The 26,622-nt window shown below is 73.9% G+C and carries 25 protein-coding genes and 5 tRNA genes; 14 read left to right on the forward strand and 16 right to left on the reverse strand.

The features are described 5' to 3' along the window. Positions 1–73 precede the first annotated feature (73 nt). A complete protein-coding gene (pyk, locus tag OF117_RS18770; protein WP_263554374.1) occupies positions 74–1,489 on the forward strand; it encodes a pyruvate kinase in 1,416 nt (471 codons plus the stop codon). A gap of 28 nt (positions 1,490–1,517) precedes the next feature. After that, complete coding sequence (locus OF117_RS18775) at positions 1,518–2,399, forward strand: acyl-CoA thioesterase (RefSeq protein WP_263554375.1); 882 nt, start codon at positions 1,518–1,520, stop codon at positions 2,397–2,399. Positions 2,400–2,481: 82 nt separating this feature from the next. Here OF117_RS18775 and OF117_RS18780 read toward each other — a convergent pair whose 3' ends face one another. Both OF117_RS18780 and OF117_RS18785 read right to left on the reverse strand, forming a co-directional pair. Continuing rightward, on the reverse strand, positions 2,482–4,377 hold the full coding sequence (locus tag OF117_RS18780) for an aminotransferase class V-fold PLP-dependent enzyme (RefSeq protein WP_263554376.1): 1,896 nt from the start codon (positions 4,375–4,377) through the stop codon (positions 2,482–2,484). Positions 4,378–4,647: 270 nt separating this feature from the next. Continuing rightward, positions 4,648–4,721, reverse strand: a tRNA-Leu gene (locus OF117_RS18785). A 72-nt stretch (positions 4,722–4,793) separates the two neighbouring features. On the opposite strand from OF117_RS18785, the gene OF117_RS18790 reads away from it, so the two are divergent. Both OF117_RS18790 and OF117_RS18795 read left to right on the forward strand, forming a co-directional pair. Then, complete coding sequence (locus OF117_RS18790) at positions 4,794–5,393, forward strand: ANTAR domain-containing response regulator (protein WP_263554377.1); 600 nt, start codon at positions 4,794–4,796, stop codon at positions 5,391–5,393. 195 nt (positions 5,394–5,588) lie between these two features. After that, complete coding sequence (locus OF117_RS18795; RefSeq protein WP_263554378.1) at positions 5,589–6,923, forward strand: ABC transporter substrate-binding protein; 1,335 nt, start codon at positions 5,589–5,591, stop codon at positions 6,921–6,923. A 110-nt stretch (positions 6,924–7,033) separates the two neighbouring features. On the opposite strand, the gene OF117_RS18800 is transcribed toward OF117_RS18795, so the two are convergent. From OF117_RS18800 to OF117_RS18820, 5 genes are all read right to left on the reverse strand, one after another. After that, positions 7,034–7,456, reverse strand: coding sequence for a hypothetical protein (locus tag OF117_RS18800; protein ID WP_263554379.1), 423 nt, complete (start codon positions 7,454–7,456; stop codon positions 7,034–7,036). A gap of 164 nt (positions 7,457–7,620) precedes the next feature. Continuing rightward, positions 7,621–8,508, reverse strand: coding sequence for an ABC transporter ATP-binding protein (locus OF117_RS18805; protein WP_263554380.1), 888 nt, complete (start codon positions 8,506–8,508; stop codon positions 7,621–7,623). Continuing rightward, positions 8,505–9,497, reverse strand: a complete 993-nt coding sequence (locus tag OF117_RS18810; protein ID WP_263554381.1) for an ABC transporter ATP-binding protein — start codon at positions 9,495–9,497, stop codon at positions 8,505–8,507. The genes OF117_RS18805 and OF117_RS18810 overlap by 4 nt, the downstream gene beginning before the upstream one ends. After that, the gene (locus tag OF117_RS18815) at positions 9,487–10,485 is read right to left on the reverse strand and encodes a branched-chain amino acid ABC transporter permease (RefSeq protein ID WP_263554382.1); all 999 of its coding nucleotides are present in this window, start codon (positions 10,483–10,485) and stop codon (positions 9,487–9,489) included. Before OF117_RS18815 ends, OF117_RS18810 begins: the two co-directional genes overlap by 11 nt. Positions 10,486–10,488: 3 nt before the next feature. Further along, complete coding sequence (locus OF117_RS18820; RefSeq protein ID WP_263554383.1) at positions 10,489–11,739, reverse strand: branched-chain amino acid ABC transporter permease; 1,251 nt, start codon at positions 11,737–11,739, stop codon at positions 10,489–10,491. Positions 11,740–12,039: 300 nt separating this feature from the next. Here OF117_RS18820 and OF117_RS18825 point away from each other — a divergent pair, with 300 nt between their 5' ends. Next, positions 12,040–12,699, forward strand: coding sequence for a GNAT family N-acetyltransferase (locus tag OF117_RS18825; RefSeq protein ID WP_263554384.1), 660 nt, complete (start codon positions 12,040–12,042; stop codon positions 12,697–12,699). Between the two features lie 11 nt (positions 12,700–12,710). Here OF117_RS18825 and OF117_RS18830 read toward each other — a convergent pair whose 3' ends face one another. Next, a complete protein-coding gene (locus OF117_RS18830; RefSeq protein ID WP_263554385.1) occupies positions 12,711–13,115 on the reverse strand; it encodes a PaaI family thioesterase in 405 nt (134 codons plus the stop codon). Positions 13,116–13,273: 158 nt separating this feature from the next. On the opposite strand from OF117_RS18830, the gene polA reads away from it, so the two are divergent. Next, positions 13,274–16,012 carry a DNA polymerase I gene (gene polA / locus OF117_RS18835; protein WP_263554386.1) on the forward strand — a complete coding sequence of 913 codons (2,739 nt, stop codon included), beginning with the start codon at positions 13,274–13,276 and terminating at the stop codon, positions 16,010–16,012. 31 nt (positions 16,013–16,043) lie between these two features. Here the strand turns inward: polA and OF117_RS18840 are convergent, their stop codons facing one another. Next, positions 16,044–16,898, reverse strand: coding sequence for a class I SAM-dependent methyltransferase (locus OF117_RS18840; RefSeq protein ID WP_263554387.1), 855 nt, complete (start codon positions 16,896–16,898; stop codon positions 16,044–16,046). Positions 16,899–17,138: 240 nt separating this feature from the next. On the opposite strand from OF117_RS18840, the gene rpsA reads away from it, so the two are divergent. Beyond that, positions 17,139–18,605, forward strand: coding sequence for a 30S ribosomal protein S1 (gene rpsA, locus OF117_RS18845; protein ID WP_263554388.1), 1,467 nt, complete (start codon positions 17,139–17,141; stop codon positions 18,603–18,605). 233 nt (positions 18,606–18,838) lie between these two features. Here the strand turns inward: rpsA and OF117_RS18850 are convergent, their stop codons facing one another. Next, positions 18,839–19,108, reverse strand: coding sequence for a hypothetical protein (locus tag OF117_RS18850; protein ID WP_263554389.1), 270 nt, complete (start codon positions 19,106–19,108; stop codon positions 18,839–18,841). 146 nt (positions 19,109–19,254) lie between these two features. Between OF117_RS18850 and coaE the strand changes: the two genes are divergently transcribed. Further along, the gene (coaE, locus tag OF117_RS18855) at positions 19,255–19,851 is read left to right on the forward strand and encodes a dephospho-CoA kinase (protein ID WP_263554390.1); all 597 of its coding nucleotides are present in this window, start codon (positions 19,255–19,257) and stop codon (positions 19,849–19,851) included. 103 nt (positions 19,852–19,954) lie between these two features. Here the strand turns inward: coaE and OF117_RS18860 are convergent, their stop codons facing one another. Further along, positions 19,955–20,713, reverse strand: a complete 759-nt coding sequence (locus tag OF117_RS18860) for an SDR family NAD(P)-dependent oxidoreductase (protein ID WP_263554391.1) — start codon at positions 20,711–20,713, stop codon at positions 19,955–19,957. A gap of 37 nt (positions 20,714–20,750) precedes the next feature. Further along, positions 20,751–21,752, reverse strand: coding sequence for an acetamidase/formamidase family protein (locus tag OF117_RS18865; RefSeq protein ID WP_263554392.1), 1,002 nt, complete (start codon positions 21,750–21,752; stop codon positions 20,751–20,753). A gap of 194 nt (positions 21,753–21,946) precedes the next feature. On the opposite strand from OF117_RS18865, the gene OF117_RS18870 reads away from it, so the two are divergent. Then, complete coding sequence (locus tag OF117_RS18870; RefSeq protein WP_263554393.1) at positions 21,947–22,438, forward strand: VOC family protein; 492 nt, start codon at positions 21,947–21,949, stop codon at positions 22,436–22,438. 49 nt (positions 22,439–22,487) lie between these two features. Here OF117_RS18870 and OF117_RS18875 read toward each other — a convergent pair. From OF117_RS18875 to OF117_RS18890, 4 genes are all read right to left on the reverse strand, one after another. Then, positions 22,488–22,562: transfer RNA gene (locus OF117_RS18875), tRNA-Val, on the reverse strand. A gap of 65 nt (positions 22,563–22,627) precedes the next feature. Then, positions 22,628–22,698, reverse strand: a tRNA-Cys gene (locus OF117_RS18880). 39 nt (positions 22,699–22,737) lie between these two features. Beyond that, positions 22,738–22,810 (reverse strand) — tRNA-Gly (locus tag OF117_RS18885). 107 nt (positions 22,811–22,917) lie between these two features. Next, positions 22,918–23,379, reverse strand: coding sequence for an SsgA family sporulation/cell division regulator (locus OF117_RS18890; RefSeq protein ID WP_263554394.1), 462 nt, complete (start codon positions 23,377–23,379; stop codon positions 22,918–22,920). A gap of 170 nt (positions 23,380–23,549) precedes the next feature. On the opposite strand from OF117_RS18890, the gene OF117_RS18895 reads away from it, so the two are divergent. From OF117_RS18895 to OF117_RS18915, 5 genes are all read left to right on the forward strand, one after another. Beyond that, positions 23,550–24,200 (forward strand): sigma-70 family RNA polymerase sigma factor, encoded by a 651-nt coding sequence (locus tag OF117_RS18895; protein WP_263554395.1) that lies wholly within the window; start codon positions 23,550–23,552, stop codon positions 24,198–24,200. Then, entirely contained in the window at positions 24,197–25,168 is a 972-nt protein-coding gene (locus tag OF117_RS18900) for an anti-sigma factor domain-containing protein (RefSeq protein WP_263554396.1), read from the forward strand. The genes OF117_RS18895 and OF117_RS18900 overlap by 4 nt, the downstream gene beginning before the upstream one ends. 14 nt (positions 25,169–25,182) lie before the next feature. Further along, positions 25,183–25,719, forward strand: coding sequence for a TIGR02611 family protein (locus OF117_RS18905; protein ID WP_263554397.1), 537 nt, complete (start codon positions 25,183–25,185; stop codon positions 25,717–25,719). Between the two features lie 46 nt (positions 25,720–25,765). Then, positions 25,766–25,837, forward strand: a tRNA-Val gene (locus OF117_RS18910). A gap of 105 nt (positions 25,838–25,942) precedes the next feature. Then, positions 25,943–26,566 carry an MOSC domain-containing protein gene (locus OF117_RS18915; RefSeq protein ID WP_263554398.1) on the forward strand — a complete coding sequence of 208 codons (624 nt, stop codon included), beginning with the start codon at positions 25,943–25,945 and terminating at the stop codon, positions 26,564–26,566. Positions 26,567–26,622 lie beyond the last annotated feature (56 nt).

The following is a 26,622-nucleotide window of genomic DNA, read 5'->3' on the forward strand; positions in this document are numbered from 1 at the left end:
GGGTGGATCCGTCGCGGTCACCGCGACGGATCCACCCCGGCGTGGCGGCCGCCACGCCGCTAGCGTTCTCCCCATGTCGCGCCGCGCGAAGATCGTCTGCACCCTGGGTCCGGCCACCAGCTCCCCCGAGCAGGTCCGGGCCCTCGTCGAGTCCGGCATGGACGTCGCCCGGCTGAACTTCAGCCACGGGGCGCACGCCGACCACGAGAAGGCCTACCGGATGGTCCGCGAGGCGTCCGACACGACCGGTCACGCCGTCGCCATCCTCGCCGACCTGCAGGGACCCAAGATCCGCCTGGGCACGTTCGCCGAGGGCCCGGTCCACTGGAGCACCGGCACCCAGGTCTGCATCACCGTCGAGGACGTCGAGGGCACCGCCGCCCGGGTGTCGACCACCTACAAGGGACTGGCCGACGACGTCCGCGTCGGTGACCGGCTGCTGGTGGACGACGGGAAGCTGGCGCTGACCGTCGTCGGCGTCGAGGGCCCGGACGTGTTCTGCCTCGTGGTCGAGGGCGGCGAGGTGTCGAACAACAAGGGCCTGTCGCTGCCCGGCGTCGCGGTGAGCGTCCCCGCGCTGTCGGAGAAGGACGAGGAGGACCTGCGCTTCGCCCTGCACCTGTCGGTCGACTTCATCGCGCTCTCGTTCGTGCGCCGTCCCGAGGACGTCGAGCTGGTGCGGGAGATCATGCGCCAGGAGGACGTCGAGGTGCCGGTCATCGCCAAGCTGGAGAAGCCGGAGGCGGTCGAGCGCCTCGACGAGATCGTCGAGGCGTTCGACGGGGTCATGGTGGCCCGCGGCGACCTCGGGGTGGAGCTGGCGCTGGAGGAGGTGCCGCTGGTGCAGAAGCGGGCCATCCAGGCGGCCCGCGAGCGGAACAAGCCGGTGATCGTGGCCACCCAGATGCTCGAGTCGATGATCAGCAACTCGCGGCCCACCCGGGCCGAGGCCTCCGACGTCGCCAACGCCGTCCTCGACGGCACCGACGCGGTGATGCTGTCGGGGGAGACCTCCGTGGGCAAGCACCCCATCGCGACGGTGCGCACGATGGACCGGATCATCGCCGCCGTCGAGTCCGGCAGCGTGGGCGTCCCCGAGCTGCAGCGCAGGTCCCGGTCCCGGTCGGGCGCGATCGTGCGCGCCGCCCGCGACGTCGCCGAGGCGCTCACGGTGAAGGCGCTCGCCGCGTTCACGCAGTCCGGTGACACCGCCCGCCGGCTGGCCGCGCTGCACCCGCGTCAGCCGCTGCTGGCCTTCACCGTCGACGGGCGGGTGCGCAGCCAGCTGGCGCTGTCGTGGGGGGTGGAGACGTTCCTGGTGCCGTCGGTCCAGCACACCGACGACATGGTGCGGCAGGTCGACTTCTCGCTGCTGTCGATCGGCAGGCTCCGCGACGGCGACCGGGTCGTGGTGGTCGCCGGCAGCCCGCCCAACACGAGCGGCTCCACGAACCTCATCCGCGTGCACGAGGTGGGCACCGACTCGTGAGCGCGACCGGTCGGACCGGGACGCCCGCGTGACCGACCTGCTGGGCGGCAGCCAGGCGGCCGCGCTCATGGCGGTGCTCGACCTGGAGGAGCGCGACCCCGACGTCTTCGTGGGGCAGACGCCGACGACGCAGTTGCAGCGCATCTTCGGCGGGCAGGTGGCCGGCCAGGCGCTGATGGCCGCGGGCCGCACCGTGCCGGCCGAACGGGGTGTGCACAGCCTGCACTCCTACTTCCTGCGCCCCGGTGACCCCCACGAGGAGATCCGCTACGCCGTCGACCGGATCCGCGACGGCCGCTCGTTCAGCACCCGGCGGGTGATCGCCCGCCAGCACCGCAGGGGCGAGGACGTCGCCATCTTCGCGCTGACCGCCGACTTCACGGCCGGGGAGGAGCCGGTGGCCGCGCACGCGCTGCCGAAGCCCGACGTGCCGGATCCGGAGACGCTGCCCTCGCTGGCCGAGGTGGCCGCCGACCACCCGGACGTCTCCGCCGACGCCCTGCTGATCAGCCGGGCCATCGAGCAGCGGCTGCTGGAGGACCCGTTCGCGCCGGAGCCCAAGACCCACCCGGACACCCGGACCCGGGTGTGGATGCGGGTGGCCGGCCGGCTGCCCGACGACCCCGCCGTGCAGGCCGCCGCGCTGACGTTCGCGAGCGATCTGACGCTGCTGTCGGCGGGGCTGGCGCGGCTCGGCGGCGGGTGGGGCGGGCGCTACGTCGGGGCGAGCCTCGACCACGCGGTCTGGTTCCACGCGCCGGTGCGCGCCGACGAGTGGTTCCTGTACGAGACCGACAGTCCCGCTGCCTCCGCCGGACGGGCGCTCTGCCTCGGCCACGTGTGGGCGCTCGACGGCACGCACGTCGCGACGGTGGCGCAGGAGGGCCTGATCCGGCTGCGGGAGGCCTGACGCCGTCCGCCGGTGTGCGCCGGGGTGCAGGTCGGGCGCCGGATGGGCACGTGGCGCACACCGTCGGCGGCGACGGACCCGGTCAGCCGCCCGGTCGGTCCCCGTCCGGCCGGGCCGCACCGGCCAGGCTCTCCTGGGCGGTCGCCTGGGCCGTGGTCTCGTCCTGGGCGGCGGGCACCTCGGGTGGCGTGGGCACCGCAGGCGGCGTGGTCACCGCAGGCGGCGTGGTCACGGCGGGGGTGGCGGGCATGGTGTCGTCCGGCGCGCCGGGAGACGGGACGGCGTCGGGCGCCGGAAGGACGTCGGGTGCCGGAAGGACGTCGGGTGCCGGGGCCGCCTCGGGCGCGGGGGCTCCGGCGGGCCCGCCCGCGGCGTCCTCCGCCCGGTCGGCGGCGACCGCGGCCTGCGCGGCGGCCGCCTCGGCCGCCCGGGCGGCCCGGGCAGCGGCGTCGGCCTCGGCCCGGGCCGCCCGCTCCGCCGCCTCCCGCGTGCGCTCGGCGGCCTGCTCGGCGAAGTCGGCCGCCAGCCAGTCGTGGCCCTCGCCCAGCAGCGCCCACACCCGCTCGACGTGCGCCCGGGTCGTCGCGGGCGCCCCGACCGCGATCCGCAACGCGACCCGCCCGCCCACGGTCGTGTGGGTGAGGAAGACCTCGCCGCCGTCGTTGAGCCGCTCGAGCAGCGTCATGGTGGCCACGTCGGCGTCCACCCCGTCGGCCCACCGCGGACGCAGGCACACCAGCGAGAACGGGTGCGGGGCGACGACGTCGAAGCGGTCGTCGGCGTCCGCCCAGCCGGCCAGCTCCTGCGCCCACGCCACGTGGGCACGCAGGTGGGCGCGCAGCCCCTCCGCCCCGTACCAGCGCAGCACGAACCACAGCTTGAGGGCGCGGAAGCGCCGGCCCAGCTCGATCTGCCAGTCGCGGTAGTCGACGACGGCGCCCGCGTCGGTGGCGGAGTTGCGCAGGTACTCGGGCAGGATCGCCAGGGCGCCGGTCAGCGCGGCCCGGTCGGCGACCCAGAACAGCGTGGCGTCGAAGCCGGTCAGCAGCCACTTGTGCGCGTCCGTGGTGTAGCTGTCGGCCCACTCGACACCGGCCTGCAGCGGGCGCAGCTCGGGGACCAGCCCGGTCACGCCGGCGTAGGCCGCGTCGACGTGCAGCCAGACGCCGTGGTCGCGGCAGATCGGGCCGAGCTGCGCCAGCGGGTCGACCGCCGTGGTCGAGGTCGTGCCCACGGTGGCGCACACCAGTACCGGCCGGAAGCCGCGGGCGAGGTCCCGCTCCAGCCGCGCGGCCAGGGCGGCGGGGCGGATCGCCAGGTCGTCGTCGACCTCGACGATGCGGACGGCGTCGGAGCCCAGCCCGGCGATCCGCACCGCCTTCTCCATCGACGAGTGGGTCTCGGCCGAGACGTAGACGGTCGCCCGCTCCGGCTGCACGCCACCGCGCACGGTGGCGCCACCGCTGGCCCGGTGCAGCGCGGCCAGCAGGGCGACCAGGTTGGCACCGGAGCTGGAGTCCTGGATCACGCCGCCGCCGGCGCCGGTCGACCGGAACGAGGCCGGCAGGCTCAGGAGGTCGGCGAACCAGTCGAGCACGTGCTGCTCGAGCTCGGTGCACGCCGGGCTGGTCACCCACGACATGCCCTGGACGCCCAGGCCGGCCGAGACCAGGTCGCCGAGCACGGACGGCCCGGAGGTGTTGGCGGGGAAGTAGCCGAAGAAGCCGGGGTGCTGCCAGTGCGTCGTCCCGGGCACGACGACGCGGTCGAGATCGGCCAGCACGGAGGCGAACGGCTCGCCGCGCTCGGGTGGGGACGCCGGGAGCGCGGCGCGCACCTCGCCGGGCCCGAGCGGCGAGCGGACGGGGAGCGACCCGACCCGGGTCCAGTAGTCGGCGATCCAGTCGACGACCTCGTGGCCGTGCCGCCGGAACTCCTCGGCGGTCATGTGCGGGGCTGCGGCGGAGGGGTCGGTCACCGGCTCACCGTATTGCGTGACCGCCGGGTCCCGTCGGGGCGGCCGGGGCCGGGACCGACTGCGGGGAACCAGGCCTCTGGTCGCCCGTCCGGGGCCCGACCTCCCTGCAGCACGGGGAGGTGGGGCTCCACGCTACGGGCGGACGGCACCCGGCCGCGTGCCGTCCGGAGGACGACGGTGCCGCGGTGCGGTCCGGAGGACGACGGGGCCGCGGTGCGGTCCGGAGGACGACGGGGCCGCGGTGCGGTCCGGAGGACCGCGGTGACGGGGTGCCCCCGGTGCGACTCGAACGCACACTGCGCGGGTTTTGAATCCGCTCCCTCTGCCGATTGGGGTACGGGGGCTCGCCGGGCGACCGGCCGCCCAGCAGCGTAGCCGGGGGGTGGTCCGGCTCCGCCATCGCTAGGCTCCGACGCGTGACGAGCCAGCCGACACGGGTTCTCATCGCCGAGGACGAGGCGCTGATCCGCCTCGACCTCAAGGAGATGCTGGAGGAGGAGGGGTACGCCGTCGTCGCCGAGGCCGGCGACGGTCAGCAGGCGATCGAGCAGGCGAGGGAGCTCAGCCCCGACCTGGTCATCCTCGACATCCAGATGCCCGTGCTCGACGGCCTGAGCGCCGCCGAGCGGATCGCCACCGACCGGATCGCTCCGGTGATCGTGCTCACCGCGTTCAGCCAGCGCGAGCTCGTCGAGCGGGCCCGCGACGCCGGCGCCATGGCCTACCTCGTCAAGCCCTTCTCGAAGAACGACCTCGTGCCCGCCATCGAGGTGGCCCGCGCCCGGTTCGCCGAGATCACCGGCCTCGACGCGGAGGTCCGCACCCTCGAGGAGCGGCTCGAAGCGCGGAAGGTGATCGAGAAGGCCAAGGGGAAGCTCATGGCCGAGCGGGGCATCACCGAGGCCGAGGCCTTCCGGCACATCCAGCGGACGGCGATGAACGAGCGCACGTCCATGCGGGCGCTCGCGCAGACGATCCTCGAGAGCGACCCGGCCGCCGAGGGGTCCACCGCCTGACGCAGGGCGGACGAGGACCGTCCCTCCGGTCTCGAGCACTCCGATCGAGGTCACGACCTCATCACGGCTGGTGCCCGGGCGGGTGCACTTGCGCGCATGGCAGTTAGGTTCTGCGCACCGATCGGGCGTCCGACGGCGATCCCTGCCGGGATCGGCGCTGCGACGCCGCCCCTCGAGGACACTGGGAGTTGCTCGATGCGCACTGGCTTCACTGCCCGCAGCATCGCCGTGAGCGGTGCTGCGCTGCTGGCGCTCACCGCGTGCGGCGGTGGCGGCGAGGAAGGCACCGCCACCGGTGGAGGTGGTGGAGGCGGCGAGAAGCAGGTCAACATCTACGGCACCGACGGCAACATGGGCAACGCCCTCGGGGAGTCGTTCTCCGAGCAGGGCGCCCTGGCCGGCATGCGGGGCACCACGCCGCTCACCGAGCTCGGCTCCGACTTCACCGACCGGCTGCTCGAGGTCGACCCGAACCTGCAGGACTACAACTACGCCGGCGAGACCTACGACGCCATCGTCATCACCGCGCTGGCCGCGCAGCTGTCCGGCAGCACCGAGGCGTCGGCCTTCGCGCCCTACGTCAACGGCATCACGTTCGGCGGCGACACGTGCAGCGACTTCGCGAGCTGCCTGGAGATCATCAACGGTGGGGGCAACCCCGACTACGACGGCATCTCCGGTCCGCTGAGCTTCACCCAGGCCGGCGAGCCGGCGCAGGCGAGCTTCGGCATCCTGCAGTTCGGCGAGGAGAACCAGCTCGACGACACCGCCACCGAGTACGTGCTCACCGGCGACGAGGCCGAGGCGGCCACCGACGAGGGCCCGGCGCCCGCAGCCCCCGGCACCACGTCGGCCGACCCGCTGGTCATCGGCACCCTGCTGCCGCTGACCGGCAACCTGGCCTTCCTCGGCCCGCCGGAGGTCGCCGGCGCCCGCCTGGCCGTCAACGACATCAACGCCGCCGGTGGCGTGCTGGGCCAGCCGGTCCAGATCGTCGAGGGTGACTCGGGCGACACGTCGACCGACACGGCCACCCAGACCGTCGACCGGCTGCTGCAGGCCAACGTCGACGCGATCATCGGCGCCGCGTCGTCCGGCGTGAGCCTGACGGTCATCGACGCGATCACCGGGGCGGGCGTGCTGCAGTTCTCGCCGGCGAACACGTCCGACCAGTTCACCACGTACAACGACAACAACCTGTACTTCCGCACGGCGCCCCCGGACACCCTGCAGGCGCGGGCGCTGGCCGACCTGATCATCGCGGACGGCAACAACACCGTCGGCATCCTGGCCCTGAACGACCCGTACGGCACCGGCCTCGCGGAGAACACCCGCAACAACCTGATCGAGAGCGGGCTCGCGGAGGACGACATCCAGTCGATCATCTACGACCCGCAGGCGGCCAACTTCGACAGCGAGGTCCAGGAGATGGTCAACTTCAACCCCGACGCCATCGTGGTGATCGGCTTCGAGGAGTCGGCCCGCATCATCGAGGGCCTCAACGCGCAGGGCATCGGCCCCGCGCGCTGAGCCGGCACGCCGGGTCACCGACCCGGCGTGACGACCGGGACGGCCCGGCACCGCGTGCGGTGCCGGGCCGTTCCGCATCCGGCGACGGCGCCGTGGATCGGCGCGGCGGATCAGCGCTGCAGCCGCTGGCCCGGCGGCGCCCAGTCGGCCGGGCGGCCGGTGTGGTTGGAGAACTCCACCGACCAGCGCCACCAGCTGTGGTCGTCGGCGTGCTCCCAGGCGAGGAGGACGCCGACCTCGCCGCCGGGCAGCAGGACGGGCAGCCCGACGTGGTCGGGGTCCGGCCACACCTCGGCGCGGTCGACCCGGTCGGGCGGCGCGAGCTCCAGCAGCGTGATCGGCGAGTACGCCGCGGTGCGGTCGCTGTCGCCGCGCACGACGACCTCGCCCCGGTCGGTGGTGACCGACACCGACAGCTGCGCCGGCGCGGCGTGCACCAGGACGCGGCGGAAGCCGCCCGCGGTGGTCGCCCGCGCGAACTCCAGCCCGTTCATGCCGCCGTCGCGCGAGCGCAGGTCCCAGATCCAGTTCATGGCCGGCCAGTACCCGTCCCGGCCGCCGCGCGGCACGCCCGGCCGTGCGCGTCAGAAGGCGCGCCACGCGGCCGGTGGGCACCACCCTGGGCGTGCGGCCACGGACGCGGCCCGCCCTCCTCCGAGCCGGTGCGCCGGACCGGCCGGTCCCGCCGACGGGCGGCCTAGTGGGCCTTGGCGAGCGTGCCCAGGTAGAGCTCGATGACCTTGGGGTCGTGCATCAGCGAGTCGCCGGTGTCGGTGTAGGCGTTGCGGCCCTGGTCGAGCACGTACCCGCGGTCGCAGATCTGCAGGCACCGGCGGGCGTTCTGCTCGACCATGATGATCGACACGCCGGTGGCGTTGATCCGCCGGCACCGGATGAAGACCTCGTCCTGGTAGGCGGGGGAGAGGCCGGCCGACGGCTCGTCGAGCAGCAGGACCGACGGATCCATCATCAACGCCCGGCCCATGGCGACCATCTGCCGTTCACCGCCCGACAGCGACCCGGCCTTGCCCTTGCGCCGCTCACCCAGCAGCGGGAACAGCTCGACGACGTAGTCGAAGCGCTCCTTGAACGTCTTGGGCCGCAGGTAGACGCCCATCTGCATGTTCTCCTCGATGGTCAGCGAGGGGAACACGTTGTTGTTCTGCGGCACGTACCCGACACCGAGCGACACCAGCCGGTGCGCCGGGGCCGAGGTGATGTCCTCGCCCCGCAGCGTCACCGACCCCGACCGGACCGGGATGAGCCCGAAGAGGGTCTTGAGCAGCGTCGACTTGCCGGCCCCGTTGGGGCCGATGATGCCGACCAGCTCGCCGTCCTGCAGGTAGAAGTCGCACCCCCGCAGGATGTTCACGCCGGGCAGGTAGCCGGCGACGAGCTCGTCGGCCCGTACCAGGGCCCCCTCGGCGAGCCGCACGTGCTCCTCGCGGGTCGCCGCCTTCTCCGCGGGCGTGAGCTCGCCGGTCGCGGCAGCGGGTGGCGCCTCGGCGTCGACCGCCCCGGGCTCCTGCTCGACCGGCCGGTCGAACTCGAGGGCGGGATCGGTGCTGTGCCGCGGGTCGGTCATCGGGCCTTCTCCCCGTCGTCGGAGCTGATCTCGGCCCCCTCCTCCTCGGCGATGCGCGCCACGGCCTCGGCGAGCACCTGGTCCTCCTCCTCGATGGTGAGGGGGGCGTCGTGGTGGGCACCCAGGTAGGCGTCGACGACCGCCTGGTTCTGGCTGATCGACTCGGGTGGCCCCTCGGCGATCACCTTGCCCGCGGCCATGACGACCACCCAGTCGCTGATGTCGCGGACGACGTCCATGTCGTGCTCGACGAAGATCACCGTCATGCCCTGCTCGCGCAGGTCCTTCACGTGTCCGAGCAGGCTCTGGGTGAGCGCCGGGTTCACGCCGGCCATCGGCTCGTCGAGCATCACGACCTTGGGGTCGCTCATCAGCGCCCGCGCCATCTCCAGCAGCTTGCGCTGGCCGCCGGACAGCGTGCCGGCGAAGTCGTCCTTCTTCGCGTCCAGCTTGAACCGCCCGAGCAGCTCCATGGCCTTCTCGGTGTTCGCCCGCTCCTGCGCCCGCCACCGGCCGGGGACCAGCGCGGAGAAGAACCGCTCACCCTTCTGGTCCTGCGCACCGAGCAGCATGTTCTGCAGCACGGTCAGCCGGGACAGCGCCTTCGTGAGCTGGAAGGTGCGCACGACGCCCAGCCGGGCCACCTGGTGCGGCCCGAGGTCGGACAGCGACTTGCCGTCGAAGCTCCAGGAGCCGCTGTTGGGCTGGTCGAAGCCGGTCAGCAGGTTGAACAGCGTGGTCTTGCCGGCGCCGTTGGGGCCGATCAGGCCGGTGATGCCGCCGCGCTGGATCTCCAGGTGGTCCACCGACACGGCGGTCAGACCGCCGAAGGTGCGCCGGACGTCGTCCACGACCACGGCCGGGTCGGGCTTGGCGACCCCGACCTCCCACGGGACGTCGCGGAGCGCGGCCTGGGCGAGCCGGCGCGGGGCACCGGCGGTAGACGCGGTCGCGGCGCCGTGCGGGCCCGGCTGTTCGTCAGCGGGCATCGAGCATCACCTCTCGTCGGTCGCCGAAGATGCCCTGCGGTCGGAAGATCAACAGCAGCATGAGTCCGAGGCCCACCAGGACGAAGCGGATCTGCGCCACGTCGGTCGACGACAGCAGCCCCTCCGGGATGATCCCGTTGCTGATCAGGGTACGCAGCCCGGTGTCCGCGAACTGGATCAGGAACAGCAGGATCGCCGCACCGACCACCGGCCCCAGCACGCGGGCCGCCCCGCCCAGGATCAGCGCCGCGTAGGCGAGGAACGTGTTCGCGTTCTGGTACTGGTCGGGGATCGCCGAGCCGGTGCCGACCGCGTAGATCATGCCGCCGAGGGCGCCGAAGATGCCGCCGAGCACGAGCGCCTGGATCTTGTAGGCGTAGACGTTCTTGCCGAGGGCCCGGACGGCGTCCTCGTCCTCGCGGATGGACTTGACCACCCGGCCCCACGGGCTGCGCACCAGCGACCACACGAGCAGGCAGGCCAGGGCGACCAGGAGCCAGCCCACGAAGGCGACCCACAGCTCGCCGCCGCTCCAGGTGGCGCCGAGGATCGAGTAGCGGCGCGCGGTCTCCCACGGCGCCAGTGCGATGAAGTCGCGGTTGAAGCCGGCCAGGCCGCGGGTGCCGCCGGTCACCGGCGTGGCGGAGACCGACCGGAACAGCAGCCGCAGGCCCTCGGCCGTCGCGATCGTGGCGATCGCGAGGTAGTCGGCGCGCAGCCGCAGGGTCGGCAGGCCGAGGAGCAGGGCGAGCAGGACGGCGGCGAGGAGGCCGATCACCACGCCGACCCAGAAGTTCAGCCCCCACTGGCTGACCGACACGGCGATGCCGAACCCGCCGAACAGGGCGAAGGCGATCTGCCCGAAGTTGAGCAGGCCCGTGTAGCCGAACTGGATGTTGATGCCGACCGCCAGCAGCGCGAAGAGCACGGCCTGGAAGCCCAGCCCCGCCTTGAGCGCGATCGCGAGTGCGTCGAGGAGTTCGCCCACGTGTCAGCCCACCCGCGCGCGGCTGCCCAGGATCCCCTGGGGCCGGATGATCAGGATGACGATCAGCAGCAGCAGCCCGCCGACGTACTTGACGTCGTTCGGGATCACCAGCGTCGACATCTGCACGAAGACGCCGACGACGATGCTGCCGACCAGGGCGCCGTAGGCGGTGCCCAGGCCGCCGAGGGTGACGCCGGCGAACATGAGCAGCAGCAGCCGGAAGCCCATGTCCCACTGCACCTCGTCGGACAGGCCCAGCAGCACGCCGCCGAGGGCGGCCAGCGCACCGCCCATCATCCAGACGAACAGGATCACCTGGTTGACGTTGATGCCGGACGACGCGGCGAGGTCACGGTTGTCGGCCACCGCGCGCATCGCCTTGCCGATCTTGGTGCGTTGCAGCATGACCGCCACGAGCAGCAGCACGCCCAGGGAGATGACGATGGACGCCAGGTCGGCGTTGGTCATGCGGAAGAGCCCGTAGTCGACCGCCCGCTGGCCGCGGAAGTCGGCATAGGCCTCCGACGCCCCCCCGTAGATGATCTGAAACAGGTAGCGGAGCAGCAGCGACAGGCCGATCGAGACCACCAGTGCCGCGATCAGGCCGGTGCCCCGGCGGCGCAGCGGTCGCCACAACCCGACCTCGTTGAGCGCGCCGATGCCCGCGCCGACGATCATCGCGATGACCGCGGCGGCCACCAGCGGCACGCCGCCGCCCACGTTGACGAACCACGCCACCAGCGCGCCGGCGGTGACCAGCTCGCCGTGCGCGAAGTTGGTCAGCCCCGTGGTGCCGAAGATGAGCGAGAGGCCGACGGCCGCCATGGCGATGAGCAGGCCGAAGCGCAACCCGTCGACGAACAGCTGGATGGCGCGGACGCCCCCGCCGCCGCCGCGGCTGCCGTCGGTCAGGGAGAACAGCACGCCCTGGCGTCGTCCCTCGTCGACGGTGATCGTCCGGGTGTCGGCGCCGCTGAGCCCCACGCCCTCGGGCAGCTGCTCCGCGTCGAGGGTGACGACGTACTGGCCCGGCCCGGGCAGTTCGACCGTCCAGCGGCCGTTCTCGTCGGTCTCGACCGTCTCGACCTCGTCGCCGTCCGGCGTGGTGACGACGATCTCGACACCTTCGATGGGCCCGCTGAGGCTGGTCTGCAGCGTGCCCAGCAGCTGCTCCTCGCTCTGCGCCGAGGCGACGCCCGGCGCGACCGCCGACAGCCCCGCGGCGAACAGCAGCACGAGCAGCAGCCGCACCATCGCGGACCGCTGCCCGGCCGCGCGGCGCCTGCCTGTCCCGGGTGATCCCGTGGCGGACCCTGCGCAGCCCGGTCGACGACCGTGCCGGCGGGCACGGTGCGGCGCGTGCGTCACTCGACCTCCCTGGCGGATGGGATGAGGGACGGTAACGCAGGTGAGCCGGTGTGCGACCCGAGCTCACCCACCCGTGACCTTTCCGCGACACGCCGTTGCGGTGACAGTGCGTGCGTGATCGGCGCGTCGCCGTGATGAGCGCTGCTCAGGGGTGCATTCTCTGGCCACCGTCCAGGGGAGGCTCCGGTGGCAGCATCCGGCTCGCGGTCACGCGTGGTGGCGCGCACGGCGCGCCCCGACGACCTGCCCGCCGTGCTCGCGCTCGTCCGGCAGTACCGCACCGACGCGCTCGCCGAGGGCGTGCTCACCGGGCAGACGCCGCTCGACGCGGCGGCCGGCGGTTTCGGCCGCCTGCTCGCCGACCCGGGGCACCGCGTGGTGCTCGCCGTGCTGCCCGGGGCCGCCGCCCCGGCCGGCGATCAGGGTGCCGACGGCGGCGAGGTCGCCGTCGGCCTGGCCATCCTCGGCACCGATCCGCTGTCGACCGTGCTGGGCAGCCCGCAGGTGACGGTCGACACCTTCGTCGTCCACCGGGCCCACCGGCGCAAGGGCGCGGGCGCCGCGCTGCTCGGCGCGGCGGCGGCCTACGCGCAGGAGGTCGGCGCCGCGCACCTGGTCGCCGCGGTCGGCGGGCACGAGGCCGAGCGGCAGCGCTTCCTGGCCCGGATGGGGTTCGCACCGCTCACCGCGCGGCGCATCGTCGCGGTCGAGACGCTGACCCGGTCGCTGGCGTCGTGGCGGCGCGGAGCGCTGGCCCCGCCCTTGCTGCGCCGGGCGCCGTCCCGCCGGCGGTCGGCCCCGCTGCGCGGGCTGCCGACGCTGGACACCCTCGCCGCGGAGGGCTGAGCGCCGGCCCGTCAGGTCGGCACGATGGCGCAGGTGAGGCGGGCGCTCGCGGTGATGCGTTCCTCCTCGTCGCGCACCTCGACGAGGAAGGTGGCCAGGGTGCGCCCGCGGCGCACCGGCGTGCAGACGGCGGTGACCACGCCGGAGGTGGCCGAGCGCAGGTAACTGGCGTTGAGCTCGATGCCGACGGCGCGCCGCTCGGGCCCGACGCCGAGCATCGCCGCCCACGACCCGATGGTCTCGACCAGGGCGCAGGTGGCGCCGCCGTGCAGCACGCCGAACGGCTGCTGGTTGCCCTCGACCGGCATCGTCGCCACCAGCCGGTCGGGGTCGAAGTCGACGATCTCGATGCCCAGCTTGTCGTCGAGCGGGCTGCTCGCGCCGGTCGGGGCCCAGGACGGGGGAGGGGTCGCCACGGCCAGCACGCTAGCGACGCGCCGCGGAGCCGGCCCGGCTCGGGCGAGCCGGCCCGGGCGCGGGCGAGCCGGCCCGTCCGGGGCGGCCCCGCCGCAGGGTCCCGGCCCGAGCTCGCGAGGGTCGGGGGGGCAGCGGGGTCCTTCTACTATCGGCGGCGATGTCCGCTCCGGTCGCCACGCCCGCTCCCGCCGCTCCCGCACAGGCCGGGGCGCGTCCCCGGCTGCTGCTGCTCGACGGCCACTCCCTGGCCTACCGCGCCTTCTTCGCGCTGCCGGTCGAGAACTTCTCGACCACCACCGGCCAGCCGACCAACGCCGTCTACGGCTTCACGTCGATGCTCATCAACGTGCTGCGCGACGAGCAGCCGACCCACCTCGCGGTGGCCTTCGACGTGGGCCGCACGACCTTCCGCAGCGAGATCTACGCCGAGTACAAGGCCAACCGCACCGAGAGCCCCACCGACTTCCGCGGCCAGGTGAGCCTGATCCAGGAGGTGCTCGGCGCACTGCGGGTGCCGGTGCTGACCGCGGAGGGGTACGAGGCCGACGACGTCATCGCCACCCTCACCGTGCAGGCGGTCGAGCAGGGCATGGACGTGCTCATCTGCACGGGCGACCGCGACGCGTTGCAGCTGGTCAACGAGCACGTGACGGTGCTGTACCCGCGCAAGGGCGTGTCCGACCTGACCCGCTTCACGCCCGAGGAGGTCGAGGCCAAGTACGGCCTGTCACCCGCGCAGTACCCCGACTTCGCGGCGCTCCGCGGCGACCCGAGCGACAACCTGCCGAGCATCCCGAGCGTCGGGGAGAAGACCGCGGCCAGGTGGGTCCGCGAGTACGGGTCCCTCGACAACCTGGTCGACCGCGTCGACACGGTGAAGGGCAAGGTCGGCGACAAGCTGCGGGAGCACCTCTCCTCGGTGCTGCAGAACCGCCGGCTGACCGAGCTCGACCGCGCCGTCCCGCTGGAGCAGGGGCCCGGCGACCTCGCCGTCCGCGCGTGGGACCGCAACGAGGTCCACCAGCTGTTCGACAACCTGCAGTTCCGGGTGCTGCGCGACCGGCTGTTCGCCACGCTCACCAGCGCCGAACCCGAGGTCGAGGGCGGGTTCGCCGTCGCCGTCGACGACGTGCCGGCGGGCGGCCTGCGCGCCTGGCTCGACGCGCACGCCCGCACCGGACGCACCGGTGTGGTCTTCCGCGGGTCGTGGGGACGCGGCGGCGGTGAGCTCACCGGCGTCGCGCTGGCCGCGGCCGACGACCGCACGACCGTGGTCCACACCGGGCCCGACCTCGACCAGGCGGACGAGCAGGCCCTGGCCGAGTGGCTCGCCGACCCGTCGGCGGCCAAGGCCGTGCACGAGGTCAAGGGCCCGCTGCTGGCGGTCTGGGCGCGCGGGTGGGAACTCGCCGGGGTGGTCAGCGACACCGCGCTGGCCGCCTACCTCGCGCTGCCCGGGCAGCGGTCGTTCGACCTCGGCGACCTCGCCGTCCGGTACCTGCGGCGGGAGCTGAAGGACGTCGCCGCGCCCGAGGCCCAGCTGGCGCTGGACGGCATGGGCCCGTCCGACGCCGAGCTGGCCGCCGAGGCCGACACGTCCGACGCGCTCAAGGCGCTGGCCGTCAACGACCTGTCCGACGCGTTGGAGCAGGTGCTCGCCCAGCGCGGCGGCGACCGGCTGCTCGGCGAGCTGGAGCTGCCGCTGACCCGCGTGCTGGCGCGGATGGAGGCGCGCGGCATCGCCGCCGACGTCGACCTGCTGCACGAGCTGCAGCGCGAGTTCGCCGACGGGGTGGCCGCCGCGGCCGCCGAGGCCTACGCGGTCATCGGCCGGGAGATCAACCTCGGATCGCCCAAGCAGCTGCAGGCGGTGCTGTTCGACGAGCTCGGCCTGCCCAAGACCAAGCGGATCAAGAGCGGGTACACCACCGACGCCGAGGCGCTGACCAACCTGCTCGCCCAGACCGGCCACCCCTTCCTCGAGCACCTGCTGCGCCACCGCGACGTCACCCGGCTGCGCACGGTCATCGACGGGCTGCTGCCCATGGTCGACGACGTCGGCCGCATCCACACGACGTTCAACCAGACGATCGCCGCGACCGGCCGGCTCTCCTCGACCGACCCGAACCTGCAGAACATCCCGATCCGCTCCGCGGAGGGGCGCCGCATCCGGCAGGCCTTCGTCGTCGGCGCCGGCTACGAGACGCTGATGACCGCCGACTACAGCCAGATCGAGATGCGGATCATGGCCCACCTGTCCGGTGACGCCGGGCTGATCGAGGCCTTCACCTCGGGGGAGGACCTGCACTCCTTCGTCGCCTCCCGGGCCTACGGCATCCCCATCGACGAGGTCGACCCGGAGATGCGCCGGCGGATCAAGGCGATGAGCTACGGCCTGGCCTACGGGCTGTCGGCGTACGGGCTGGCCCAGCAGCTGCGGATCACCCCGGAGGAGGCCCGCGAGCAGATGCGCGCCTACTTCGAGCGGTTCGGCGGGATCCGCGACTACCTCGACGGCGTGGTCGACGAGGCGCGGCAGACCGGGTTCACCGAGACCACCCTCGGCCGGCGGCGGTACCTGCCCGACCTGACCAGCGACAACCGGCAGCGCCGCGAGATGGCCGAGCGGATGGCGCTCAACGCCCCGATCCAGGGATCGGCTGCCGACGTCATCAAGGTCGCGATGCTGGACGTCGAGAAGGCGATCGCCGCGGAGGGACTGCGCTCGCGGATGCTGCTGCAGGTGCACGACGAGCTCGTGCTGGAGGTGGCGGCGGGTGAGCGCGAGGCGCTCGAGGCGCTCGTCCGCCGCGAGATGGCCGGGGCCGCCGAGCTCTCGGTGCCGCTGGAGGTCTCGGTCGGCTTCGGCGCCAGCTGGGACGCCGCCGCGCACTGATCACGCCGGCGGCGGCTGTCGTCGGCCGTGCTCAGGCGGGCCTGCGGCAGACCAGGATCAGCGTGCCCGGCACGAGCGCGCCGCGCGCCGGCGACCACTGGCCCCAGGTCTCGGTGCGACCCGGCGTCCACTCCGGCTCGACCAGGTCGTCGAGCACCAGACCCGCCCGGACGACGGCCCGCACCCAGTCACCCACAGTGCGGTGGTGCTCGACGTAGACGGCGCGGCCCACGTCGTCGGTCTCCACGTACGGCGTCCGGTCGAAGTACGACGAGACGACGGTCAGTTCCGCCGGATCCGGGGAGTCGGGGAACGGCCAGCGCACCGGGTGGTTCACCGAGGCCACGAACCGCCCGCCGGGCCGCAGCACGCGCGCGACCTCGGCCAGCGCCCCCTCGACGTCCGCGACGAACGGGAGCCCCCCGAACGCCGAGCAGGCCACGTCGACGGCCGCGTCGGCGATCGGCAGCGCCCCGACGTCGGCCTGCACCAGCGGGACGGCGATCCCCGTCGAGGCGTTCAGCCCGGCGGCCCGCGCCAGCATGCCGGCGGACAGATCGAGCGCGACGACCTCGGCCCCGGCGGCGCGCAACCAGCGAGCGCACGGCGCCGATCCGCAGCCGAGCTCGAGCACCCGCCGTCCGGCCACGTCGCCGAGCAGCCGGGCGTCGGCCTCGCGCAGCCCCTCGGGACACCAGAGGAAGTCGACGTCCCCGAGGTCGGCCCCGTGCTCGGCGAGGTAGGCCGGCGCGGCGGCGTCCCACCACCGGCGGTTGGCCCGCACCGACTCGGCCCGGCCCGCCGGGCGGCGGGCGACACCCCCGGCCGCCGGGTAGCCGTCGCCCCCCAGCGGCAGCCCGGGCCCGGACGGCGGAGCGGACTTCATGACACGCCGATCGTGACACGCCGGGGTGAGTCCGCGATGCGGGAACCCAGGTGGACCCGCGCGTCCGGGCGTCCGTACCATGGGAATGCGCCAGAGGTCTGGTGTGCTGTTGCCGTCCGGGGAGATCCAGCGGGATCGCCGCGGGGGAACGGCGCGCGCCGGCTCTCCCCGCTCACCGCGGTCACCCGGCCGCGGCCCGTCCTGTCCCTACGCAACCCCCCGTCCGGAGCACCCAACCACATGACCTCCACCCAGGTCCGTCCCGACAGCACCCCCCAGATCGCGGTCAACGACATCGGCACCGCCGAAGACTTCCTCGCCGCGATCGACCAGACGATCAAGTACTTCAACGACGGTGACATCGTCGAAGGCGTCATCGTCAAGGTCGACCGGGACGAAGTGCTGCTGGACATCGGCTACAAGACCGAGGGCGTCATCCCCTCGCGCGAGCTGTCGATCAAGCACGACGTCGACCCCAACGAGGTCGTCAAGGTCGGCGACGAGGTCGAGGCCCTCGTCCTCCAGAAGGAGGACAAGGAAGGCCGGCTGATCCTGTCCAAGAAGCGCGCCCAGTACGAGCGCGCCTGGGGCACGATCGAGGCCAAGAAGGAGGCCGACGAGGTCGTCACCGGCACCGTCATCGAGGTGGTCAAGGGTGGCCTGATCCTCGACATCGGCCTGCGCGGCTTCCTCCCGGCGTCGCTGGTCGAGATGCGCCGCGTCCGCGACCTGCAGCCCTACGTCGGCCGTGAGCTCGAGGCGAAGATCATCGAGCTCGACAAGAACCGCAACAACGTCGTCCTGTCCCGGCGGCAGTGGCTCGAGCAGACCCAGTCCGAGGTCCGCAGCGAGTTCCTCAACAAGCTGGCCAAGGGCCAGGTGCGCTCCGGCGTCGTCTCCTCGATCGTCAACTTCGGCGCATTCGTCGACCTCGGCGGCGTCGACGGCCTGGTGCACGTCTCCGAGCTGTCCTGGAAGCACATCGACCACCCGTCCGAGGTCGTCGAGGTGGGCCAGGAGGTCACCGTCGAGGTGCTCGACGTCGACCTCGACCGCGAGCGGGTCTCGCTGTCGCTGAAGGCGACGCAGGAGGACCCGTGGCGCCAGTTCGCCCGCACGCACGCCATCGGCCAGGTCGTGCCGGGCAAGGTCACCAAGCTGGTGCCGTTCGGTGCGTTCGTCCGCGTCGACGAGGGCATCGAGGGCCTGGTGCACATCTCCGAGCTGGCCGAGCGCCACGTGGAGATCCCCGAGCAGGTCGTGCAGGTCGGCGACGAGATCCTGGTCAAGGTCATCGACATCGACCTCGACCGACGCCGCATCTCGCTGTCGCTCAAGCAGGCCAACGAGGGCGTCGTCGGCGAGGACGACCAGTTCGACCCGGCCGCCTACGGCATGGCCGCCAGCTACGACGAGCAGGGCAACTACATCTACCCCGAGGGCTTCGACCCGGAGACCGGCGAGTGGCGCGAGGGCTACGACGCGCAGCGCGAGGAGTGGGAGCGGCAGTACGCCGAGGCCCAGGCCCGCTTCGAGGCGCACCGCAAGCAGATCGCCGACGCCCGCGCGGCCGACGCGGAGGCCGCGGCCGGTGGCAACTACTCCAGCGGAGGCACCGAGTCGGTCGGCGCCGAGGTGTCCGGCGGCACGCTGGCCAGCGACGAGGCGCTCGCCGCGCTGCGGGCCAAGCTCGCCGGCGGGGAGTGATCCCGCGCTCGGTCCGCACCGAGCCGGGAACGCCTGAGGCCCAGGACCCCGCGGGGTCCTGGGCCTCAGGCGTTTCTCAGGCCTGTTCCGTGCTCGGGAGGTGGGTGGGGACGGCGGCCCTTCCGCAGGGGGCCGTCGCGGCCCGTCCGGGTCGGCTCCGTCGGGCCGGCCCGTCCGGCCCGGACGGGCCGGCTGACCCCGGGCCTGCGAGGTGCGGAGGACGGGGTCCTCGCTCAGAGGCTGAGGATGATCGCGAAAGCGGTGCGCGGGCGGCCGCCGGAGCCGGCCAGGAAACTCCAGGTGTGCCGGCCCGCCGGCACGGCGGGGAGCAGCCAGCTCAGGAACGAGCGGCGGTGCGGTGACGCGGTGCCGGCGAACTGCATCCGCTCCCGGACGGCGGCCAGCTCGGTGCAGCGCACCCCGCCGGGGGTGCCGAGCCGGTGCCGACCTCCGCGGCGGCCGGCGCGCGCGGTGGGGGAGCCGGCGGTCGTCTGTCGGGTCATGGTCGGTCCTGCCTTCCTCGGCGGGGGTCGTTCGCCGCGACGGACGTTAAGTCCCGTGACTCGTGTGACTGGAGCGACGCGCCGGGCGGTTCGGGCGTCCGTTACCTCTCCGTGACCGCCCTCCGGTGGATGGCTACTGTCCGTGCGTGCTGCGCATCGGACTGACCGGCGGGATCGGCTCGGGGAAGAGCACCGTGGCCCGGCTTCTGGTGGACAGGGGCGCGCACCTGGTCGACGCCGACGAGCTGGCCCGAGAGGTCGTCGCTCCGGGGACCCCCGGGCTCGCTGCGGTCGCCGAGACCTTCGGCGAACGGGTGGTGGGCGCCGACGGTGGTCTGGACCGCCCCGCGCTGGCGGCGGTGGTGTTCGCCGACCCGGGGGCGCGGGCCCGTCTCGACGGCATCGTGCACCCGCTGGTGCGCCGGCGCGCCGCCGAGGTCATCGCCCGGCTGCCGTCCGACGCCGTCGTCGTCCAGGACATCCCGCTGCTGGTCGAGACCGGCCAGGCCGGCTCCTTCGACCTCGTGCTGGTCGTAGAGGCCGACGCGGCCACGCGCCTGGCGCGGCTCGCGGCACGGGGCATGAGCGAGGACGACGCCCGCGCGCGCATCGCCAGCCAGGCCACGGACGCGCAGCGGCGAGCCGTCGCCGACGTCGTCCTGGACAACAGCGGCACCGAGGACGACCTGGCCGCCCAGGTCGACCGCTTCTGGGCCGAGCGCGTCGAGCCGGCGCGCTCGTGAGGATCAACCGGGACCGGACCCGTGGCCTCGCCCGTGAGGCGCCGGTCCTGTGGCTGCTGCCGGCGATCGGCGTGGGAGCCGGGTGGACGACGCCGGCAGCCTGCTACAGCTGGACGCCGCGGGTGAGCGCCCCGTCGACGACCAGGTGGGCCCCGGTGGTGAAACTCGACACCGGGCTGGCGAGGAACACCACCGCGCGGGCCATCTCCTCCGGCGTGCCCATCCGGCCCGTCGGGTTGAGCCCCAGCGCCGTCGCGTACAGGTCGGGCATGCCCTTCTCGGCGCCCTGCCAGAACCCGTCGTCGAAGTAGGTGTTGCCGGGCGAGACGACGTTGGCCCGCACCCCCCGGCCGGCCACCTGCAGCGCGAGGCCCGAGATGTAGCCGACGATGGCGGTCTTCATCGTCCCGTAGGGGCCCGAGGCGAAGTCCGACTCGCGTCCCGAGACGCTGGAGATCGCGACGACGGACCCGTTGCTGCTGGCCTCCAGGTGCGGCAGAGCCGCCTTGGCCAGGCGCACGGTGTGCATCAGGTCGACCTCGAAGGAGGTGTACCAGTTCTCCTCGGTGTCCGGGACGGCGATCGCGCTGACGTTGGCGACGACGGCGTCCAGGCCGCCCATCCGCTCGGCCGCGGCGGCCACCCAGGCGGTGAGCGCGTCGCCGTCCCGGACGTCGAGCCGGACGCCGGAGACCGTGCCGCGCCCGGCCAGGGCCTGCTCGGTGGCCTCGATCTCCGCGGCGTCGCGGGCGCAGAACTCCACGGTGGCGCCCTCGTCGAGGAAGGCCTCCACGATGGCGCGGCCGATGCCGCGCGTGCCGCCGGTGACGAGCACGCGAGCGCCGGTGAGCTGCAGGTCCACGGGGTTACCTCCTGGTGGGGTGGGCGGGTCGGGGCTCTCAGAGCAGGCCGCGGGCGCGGGCGCGCAGCTCGTCGTGCAGGCCGCCGTAGGCCTGAGCGGCCGGCAGCAGCGACTTGCGGGCCTTGACCACGGCGCTGTAGTTGGCGTCGACCACGTTGGCGATCGGCACCTCGGTGATCTGCGACAGCAGCTGGTAGGCGTCCATCGCGTCCAGGCCGTAGAGCTCACCGAACCAGCGGACCAGCTCCACCATGCCGATCCGCCAGGCGTCCTCGAGCGGGCGGCTCGACCCGACGGTCATCCAGTGCGTGTCGTTCTCGATGCGCGGCCACAGCGGTGCCCCGCCCTTGATCAGCTCGACGATGAAGGTGCTGGTCATCGCGCCCTCGACGGCGGTGCCGCATGCCTCGCCCTCGCCCTGCCGGTAGTGCCCGTCACCCACCGAGAACAGCGCACCCTCGACGTTCACGCCGAGGAAGCAGGTGGCGCCCGGCCGCATCTCGGGGGAGTCCATGTTGCCGCCGAACCGCTCGGGCACCAGCGAGCTGCGCACCTCCCCGCCGGTCGGTGCCACGCCGACGGTGCCGAGCATGGGCTCCAGGGGCAGGTCGACGCGCAGCTCACCGCGGCGGGCGGTGAAGGTGACCGTGCCGCGTGTGCGGTCCAGCTCGTAGATCCAGGTGGTGTCGGGCAGCGGCTCCTGCAGCAGGGCCACCCGGTCGGTGCCGGTGAGCCCGCCGAAGTACGGGATGGCCGCCGAGGCGCCCCAGTCGCGGGCCGGTTCCAGAGCCACGAAGTGCAGCGCCAGCGTGTCGCCGGGCTCGGCCCCTTCGACGTGGAAGGGGCCGGTCTGCGGGTTGACGAAGCGCAGGTCGACCTTGTCGCCGGAGAGGTCGTCGACCGAGCGGAGGACCCCGCCGAAGGCGTCGTCGGACCACACGCGCAGCGCCGTCCCCGGCCGCACCCGGCGCAGCGGTGCCACGCCGCCGAAGGTGTAGGCGTACTGCTCGGCGTTCGGCACGACCTCGACGACGTCCATCCCCGGACAGTAGGAACACCCAGGTCAGGCGGCAATCCGTAGTCGTCGGCCGGAGGCCGGTCCCGGAGCGCCCGGCACGGCGCACCCGCGGCGGTCCGTCCGTCGCGCCGGCGACGTGGCCGTGCGATGAGTTCCGCACTCCGCGGCGGTCGGAAGGACGACGCCCGACGACCACCGCTCGAGAGGACCCGACCATGCCGCGGCAGCGCGTCACCCCGAACCTCTGGTTCGACACCCAGGCCGAGGAGGCCGCGAACTTCTACTGCTCGATCTTCCCGAACTCGCGGATCGTCTCGATCGCCCGCTACCCGGAGGGCTCACCCGGGCCGATCGGCGAGGTGATGACCGTGGAGTACGAGCTCGACGGCCAGCGCTACGTGCACATCAACGGTGGTCCGCAGTTCACCTTCAGCGAGGCCGTGTCGTTCCAGATCAACTGCGCCGACCAGGCCGAGGTCGACTACTACTGGGAGAAGCTCACCGACGGCGGCGAGGAGTCGCAGTGCGGCTGGCTCAAGGACCGCTACGGCTTCTCGTGGCAGGTCGTCCCGGCCGGCATGGAGGAGCTGTTCGACGACGCCGACGAGGGCCGTGCCCAGCGGGCCATGCAGGCCATGCTGCAGATGCGCAAGCTCGACGTCGCGGCGATGCGCCGCGCCGCCGACGGCGTGCCGGCCACCACCTGACCCCGGACGCCGCGGAGCCCCGGGTCGGATGACCCGGGGCTCCGCGTGCTGGTGGGCGATACTGGGTTCGAACCAGTGACCTCTACCGTGTCAAGGTAGCGCGCTACCACTGCGCCAATCGCCCGAGCCGGCTGCGTCGGTCACCCGCCCCCGGTTCCGCCTCCGTGCTCGTTCTCCGCGGGGGAGACGAGGTGGAGACGGGATTTGAACCCGTGTAGACGGCTTTGCAGGCCGTTGCCTCGCCTCTCGGCCACTCCACCGCACACGGGCGCCGGTCTGCCGACCGACGCCCGGGTCCGAGCGGACGACGGGATTCGAACCCGCGACCCTCACCTTGGCAAGGTGATGCTCTACCGACTGAGCCACGTCCGCGTTGCAGGGAGAACGTTACCCGACGCTCCGGGACGCTCCAACCAGGGGGTCCCCCGCGCCCCGGGCGGCGACCGGGACGGCGCTGGGCCCAGGCGCATCGGCCGAGCTCAGCGGCCCGTCGGATCGGCGCCGCCGCTCGACAGGATCGCCGCCAGCTCGTCGTCGAGGTCGAGCAGGGCGGCCTCGGCACCGACCGGCACCAGGTCCTCGGTCGCCCGGAGGAACGCCGTCACCGTGCTGCGCGACACCTCGAAGAGCGCCTCGCCCGACGGCGCGCTCAGGTGCAGGTACAGGACGTCGGCGGCGCCGCGCGAGGGCCACAGCCGGACGTCGCCGTGGCCGGCGGGGCGCCGGGTGCCCTCGCGCAGCAGGTCGCGGCCGAGCAGCCAGCTCACCCCCGCCTCCGGGTCGGCCGCTCCGGCGTCCTCGCCGCCGCCGAAGACGACGCGGACGGCGAAGGGGTCCACCGGGTCGTAGCACAGCAGCGCCGGCACCTCGTTCCACGAGTCCGGACCGACCAGGTGCAGCAGAACGGGTGCGGTGTACCCGGGCGTCCATCGGCTGGCCATGCCCCATAGAACGACGGACCCGGCCCGGAGGTGACGGATGCCGCCTCGGAGGTCGCTCACGTCACTCCCGGCGCACCCGTTCGGCGTGTCGCCGGACGCGCCGGACGCCGGTCGACGGCACGCCCGGGGGAAGCCGGGTGCGGTGCGTGGCGCGAACACCGCGTGTGACGATGGGACCCGTGAGTCGACCGGGAGCGCGGTCCGAGCACGGGTCCGGCGACGCCGACCTGCTGCGGCGCATCGCCGCGGGGGAGCGGGGAGCCGTCGACGACCTCTACGACCGCTTCCGCCGCCCCGCCTTCGCCCTCGCCCGGCGCATCCTCGCCGACGACGCGCTGGCCGAGGACGTCCTGCAGGACGTCTTCCTCGGGGTCTGGCGGGATCCCGGGGCCTTCGACGCCGGCCGTGGCTCCTTCGCGTCGTGGCTGATGGCGATGGTGCACCACAAGGCCGTGGACGCCGTCCGCCGCGAGGAGTCGCAGCGGCGCCGGCGCGCTCTCGCCGAGGACGACCTGGCGCTGAACGCACCTACGGCCGCCCGTGACGTCGAGGACGAGGCGGCGGCCCGCGTGGTCGCGGCGCGGGTGCGCGCGGCCCTGGGCGAGCTGCCCGCGTCGCAACGGGAAGCGCTGACCCTGGCCTACTACGGCGGCTACACCCAGCGGGAGGTCGCGGCGTTGACCGGTGCGCCGCTCGGCACGGTGAAGACGCGGATGCTCGCGGGCATGCGGCGGCTGCGCGAGGGACTGGGCCACGCGGTGGCCGCCGACGCCCTGGGCGGCGCGCTGGGGCCCGCCCCGGTCGAGGGGACCGGGCGGTGAGCGGGGCCTTCCCCGCCCGCCCGGGGCGCGAGCACGAGCCGTTCGACGAGCTGGCGGTCGGCTGGGCGCTGCACGCGCTGGAGCCCGAGGACGAGACCCGCTTCGCCCGCCACCTGCCGGACTGCCGGCGCTGCGCCAGCACGGTGGCCGAGACCACCGAGCTCATGGCGGCGATGGCCACCGACCTGCCGCCGGCCGAGCCGTCCGACGAGCTGCGGACGCGACTGCGCGCCGCGGTCGCCGGGACCGACCAGGTGCGCCGGCCGACGGTCCGCCCGCCGGCGGACGCCGCACCGGTGGACCCCCGGACGGTGGACCCCGCGTCGGTGGATCCCGGGGGAGCGGACAGGGGGACGTGGGACCACGGCGTCTCCCCGGCCCCCTGGGAGGCCGCCGCGCTGCGCGACCTGCTCCCCCCGGACGCCCTCCCCGGCACCACGGCCGAGCCGCCGCCGCAGCCGCCGGTCGACAGCGGGCGCCCAGCGCTGCGGCGGGTCCTGCCCGTCGCGCTCGCCGCGGCGGCCGTCGCCACGATCCTCGGCCTCGGGGTGTGGAACGTCACGCTCACCCAGGCGCGGGACCGGGCCGAGTCGGCCGCGGCGGCCCAGGACGCCGTCGTCGAGACGCTGCTGGAGCCGGGCCGCACGGTCACCGCCGCGCTCAGCGGCGACGGCGGGCCGCCGGTGGCCACGGTCGTCGTCCGCGACTCGCAGCTGCACGTCGTCACCGAGACGCTGCCCCGCAACGACGACCGGCGGACCACCTACGTGCTGTGGGGGACCGGTCGCGACACGCCGGTGGACCTGGGCACCTTCGACGTCGAGCGTTCCGGCCTGCAACTGCACGCCGTAGGCTCGGGCGGCACCGGCCTCGATGACTTCCCTGGTTACGCCATCAGCCTGGAGCCCGGCAGGGAGGCACCACCGGTGCCGACGGAGATCGTGGCGAGCGGGCAGGTGACCAACTGAGCGGACGGGAGACGGTGGCGGCGCCGGAGCGCGGAGCGGACAGAGAGGCAACGGCTCCGCACGACCCGCCCGGGCCGGCCCGGCCGCGCCATGCGGAGGAGCAGCACCGGGAGACCGCTGCCGAGCGGCGCGCCCGGTACGACGCCGACGAGGTGCACAGCCTGCGCGAGCGCGTCGCCGAGACGCGGTGGCGGCGCCGGCTGGCTGCGCGTCGCTCGGTCGACCACACCTACCGGACGGCGGTCGGCGCGGTGGGCGGCCTCGTCGTCGCCTTCGGCCTGGTCACGATCCCGCTCCCCGGCCCGGGCTGGCTGACCGTCATCGCCGGGCTCTTCGTGCTGGCCACGGAGTTCACCTGGGCCGAGCGGCTCCTCGAGTTCACCAAGCGGCACGTCCACAGCTGGGGCGAGTGGCTCCGCCGGCAGCGGATGTGGGTCCGGGTGCTCGTCTCGTTGGCCACGGCCGCGTTCGTCTACGGCGTCCTGGTGGTGACCCTGCACCTGACCGGCGTGCCCGACTGGGTGCCGGGGTGGGTGCCCCTCTGGCGCTGAGCGGTTGGCTACACTCCACGGTGCAGCGCACCACCGGCTGCAGCGAGGGCGATTGGCTCAGTGGTAGAGCGCTTCGTTCACACCGAAGAGGTCACTGGTTCGAACCCAGTATCGCCCACCGGCAGAGGGCCGGGCCGCCGCGGCGGTCCGGCCCTCCGTCCTGCCGGGGTCAGGACCTCGCCGGGGGCCGGGCGCCGCACCGCAGGGGCCTAGCGTGAGACCCGTGGACGACGTCGTCGGCCGGGTCGCGCGGATCAGCGTCTACCCGGTGCGCTCGCTGGCCGGCCGCGACCTCGACACCGCGGACGTCGGCCCCGCCGGTCTCGCCGGGGACCGGACCTGGGTGGTCCTCGGTCCGGACGGTGCGCCGCTGCGCGGCAGGGACGCGCCCGCGCTCGCCGGCCTGCCGGCCACCGGCGATCCCGGCGTGGACGCCGCGACCGTCGCCGCGGCACTGGGGCGTGCCGTCGAGCTGGCGCCGTCCGGCGCCAGGGAAGGCGTCGCCCCGGTGCACCTGGTCTCCCGGCAGGCGGTCGACCGCGCCGCAGCCGGGGACGTGCCCGAGGGCTGCTCGGCCGACGATCCGCGCGCCAACCTGCTGCTCGACCTCGACGGCGGCGCCGACGAGCGCGCCTGGGTCGGCACGACGCTGGAGGTGGGCTCCGCCGTCCTCCGGGTGACCCGCACGCCCAAGCACTGCCTCGGGGTCTACGCCGACGTCCAGGCGCCCGGGCGGGTCGCCGTCGGCGACCCGGTCCGCCGGCGGCCCGGGCCGGCCGGTGCGCCCGACCTCGGCGGCGCGGGCCGGCCGGGCGATCAGCCCAGGACGACGGGCACCTCGCGGTAGCGGGTCCACAGCGGCAGCGGCTCCAGCTCGAGCTCGGCGCGGTCCACCGCCAGCCG

This window comes from Geodermatophilus sp. YIM 151500 (assembly GCF_025716945.1).
GTDB lineage: Bacteria > Actinomycetota > Actinomycetes > Mycobacteriales > Geodermatophilaceae > YIM-151500.

Coding starts and splice junctions, on each gene's coding strand:
- pyk (WP_263554374.1), top strand. CDS start 74: ATGTCGCGCCGCGCGAAGATCGTCTGCACCCTGGGTCCGGCCACCAGC.
- OF117_RS18795 (WP_263554378.1), top strand. CDS start 5,589: ATGCGCACTGGCTTCACTGCCCGCAGCATCGCCGTGAGCGGTGCTGCG.
- OF117_RS18800 (WP_263554379.1), bottom strand. CDS start 7,456: ATGAACTGGATCTGGGACCTGCGCTCGCGCGACGGCGGCATGAACGGG.
- OF117_RS18805 (WP_263554380.1), bottom strand. CDS start 8,508: ATGACCGACCCGCGGCACAGCACCGATCCCGCCCTCGAGTTCGACCGG.
- OF117_RS18810 (WP_263554381.1), bottom strand. CDS start 9,497: ATGCCCGCTGACGAACAGCCGGGCCCGCACGGCGCCGCGACCGCGTCT.
- OF117_RS18820 (WP_263554383.1), bottom strand. CDS start 11,739: ATGGTGCGGCTGCTGCTCGTGCTGCTGTTCGCCGCGGGGCTGTCGGCG.
- polA (WP_263554386.1), top strand. CDS start 13,274: ATGTCCGCTCCGGTCGCCACGCCCGCTCCCGCCGCTCCCGCACAGGCC.
- OF117_RS18840 (WP_263554387.1), bottom strand. CDS start 16,898: ATGAAGTCCGCTCCGCCGTCCGGGCCCGGGCTGCCGCTGGGGGGCGAC.
- rpsA (WP_263554388.1), top strand. CDS start 17,139: ATGACCTCCACCCAGGTCCGTCCCGACAGCACCCCCCAGATCGCGGTC.
- OF117_RS18850 (WP_263554389.1), bottom strand. CDS start 19,108: ATGACCCGACAGACGACCGCCGGCTCCCCCACCGCGCGCGCCGGCCGC.
- OF117_RS18865 (WP_263554392.1), bottom strand. CDS start 21,752: ATGGACGTCGTCGAGGTCGTGCCGAACGCCGAGCAGTACGCCTACACC.
- OF117_RS18870 (WP_263554393.1), top strand. CDS start 21,947: ATGCCGCGGCAGCGCGTCACCCCGAACCTCTGGTTCGACACCCAGGCC.
- OF117_RS18890 (WP_263554394.1), bottom strand. CDS start 23,379: ATGGCCAGCCGATGGACGCCCGGGTACACCGCACCCGTTCTGCTGCAC.
- OF117_RS18895 (WP_263554395.1), top strand. CDS start 23,550: ATGGGACCCGTGAGTCGACCGGGAGCGCGGTCCGAGCACGGGTCCGGC.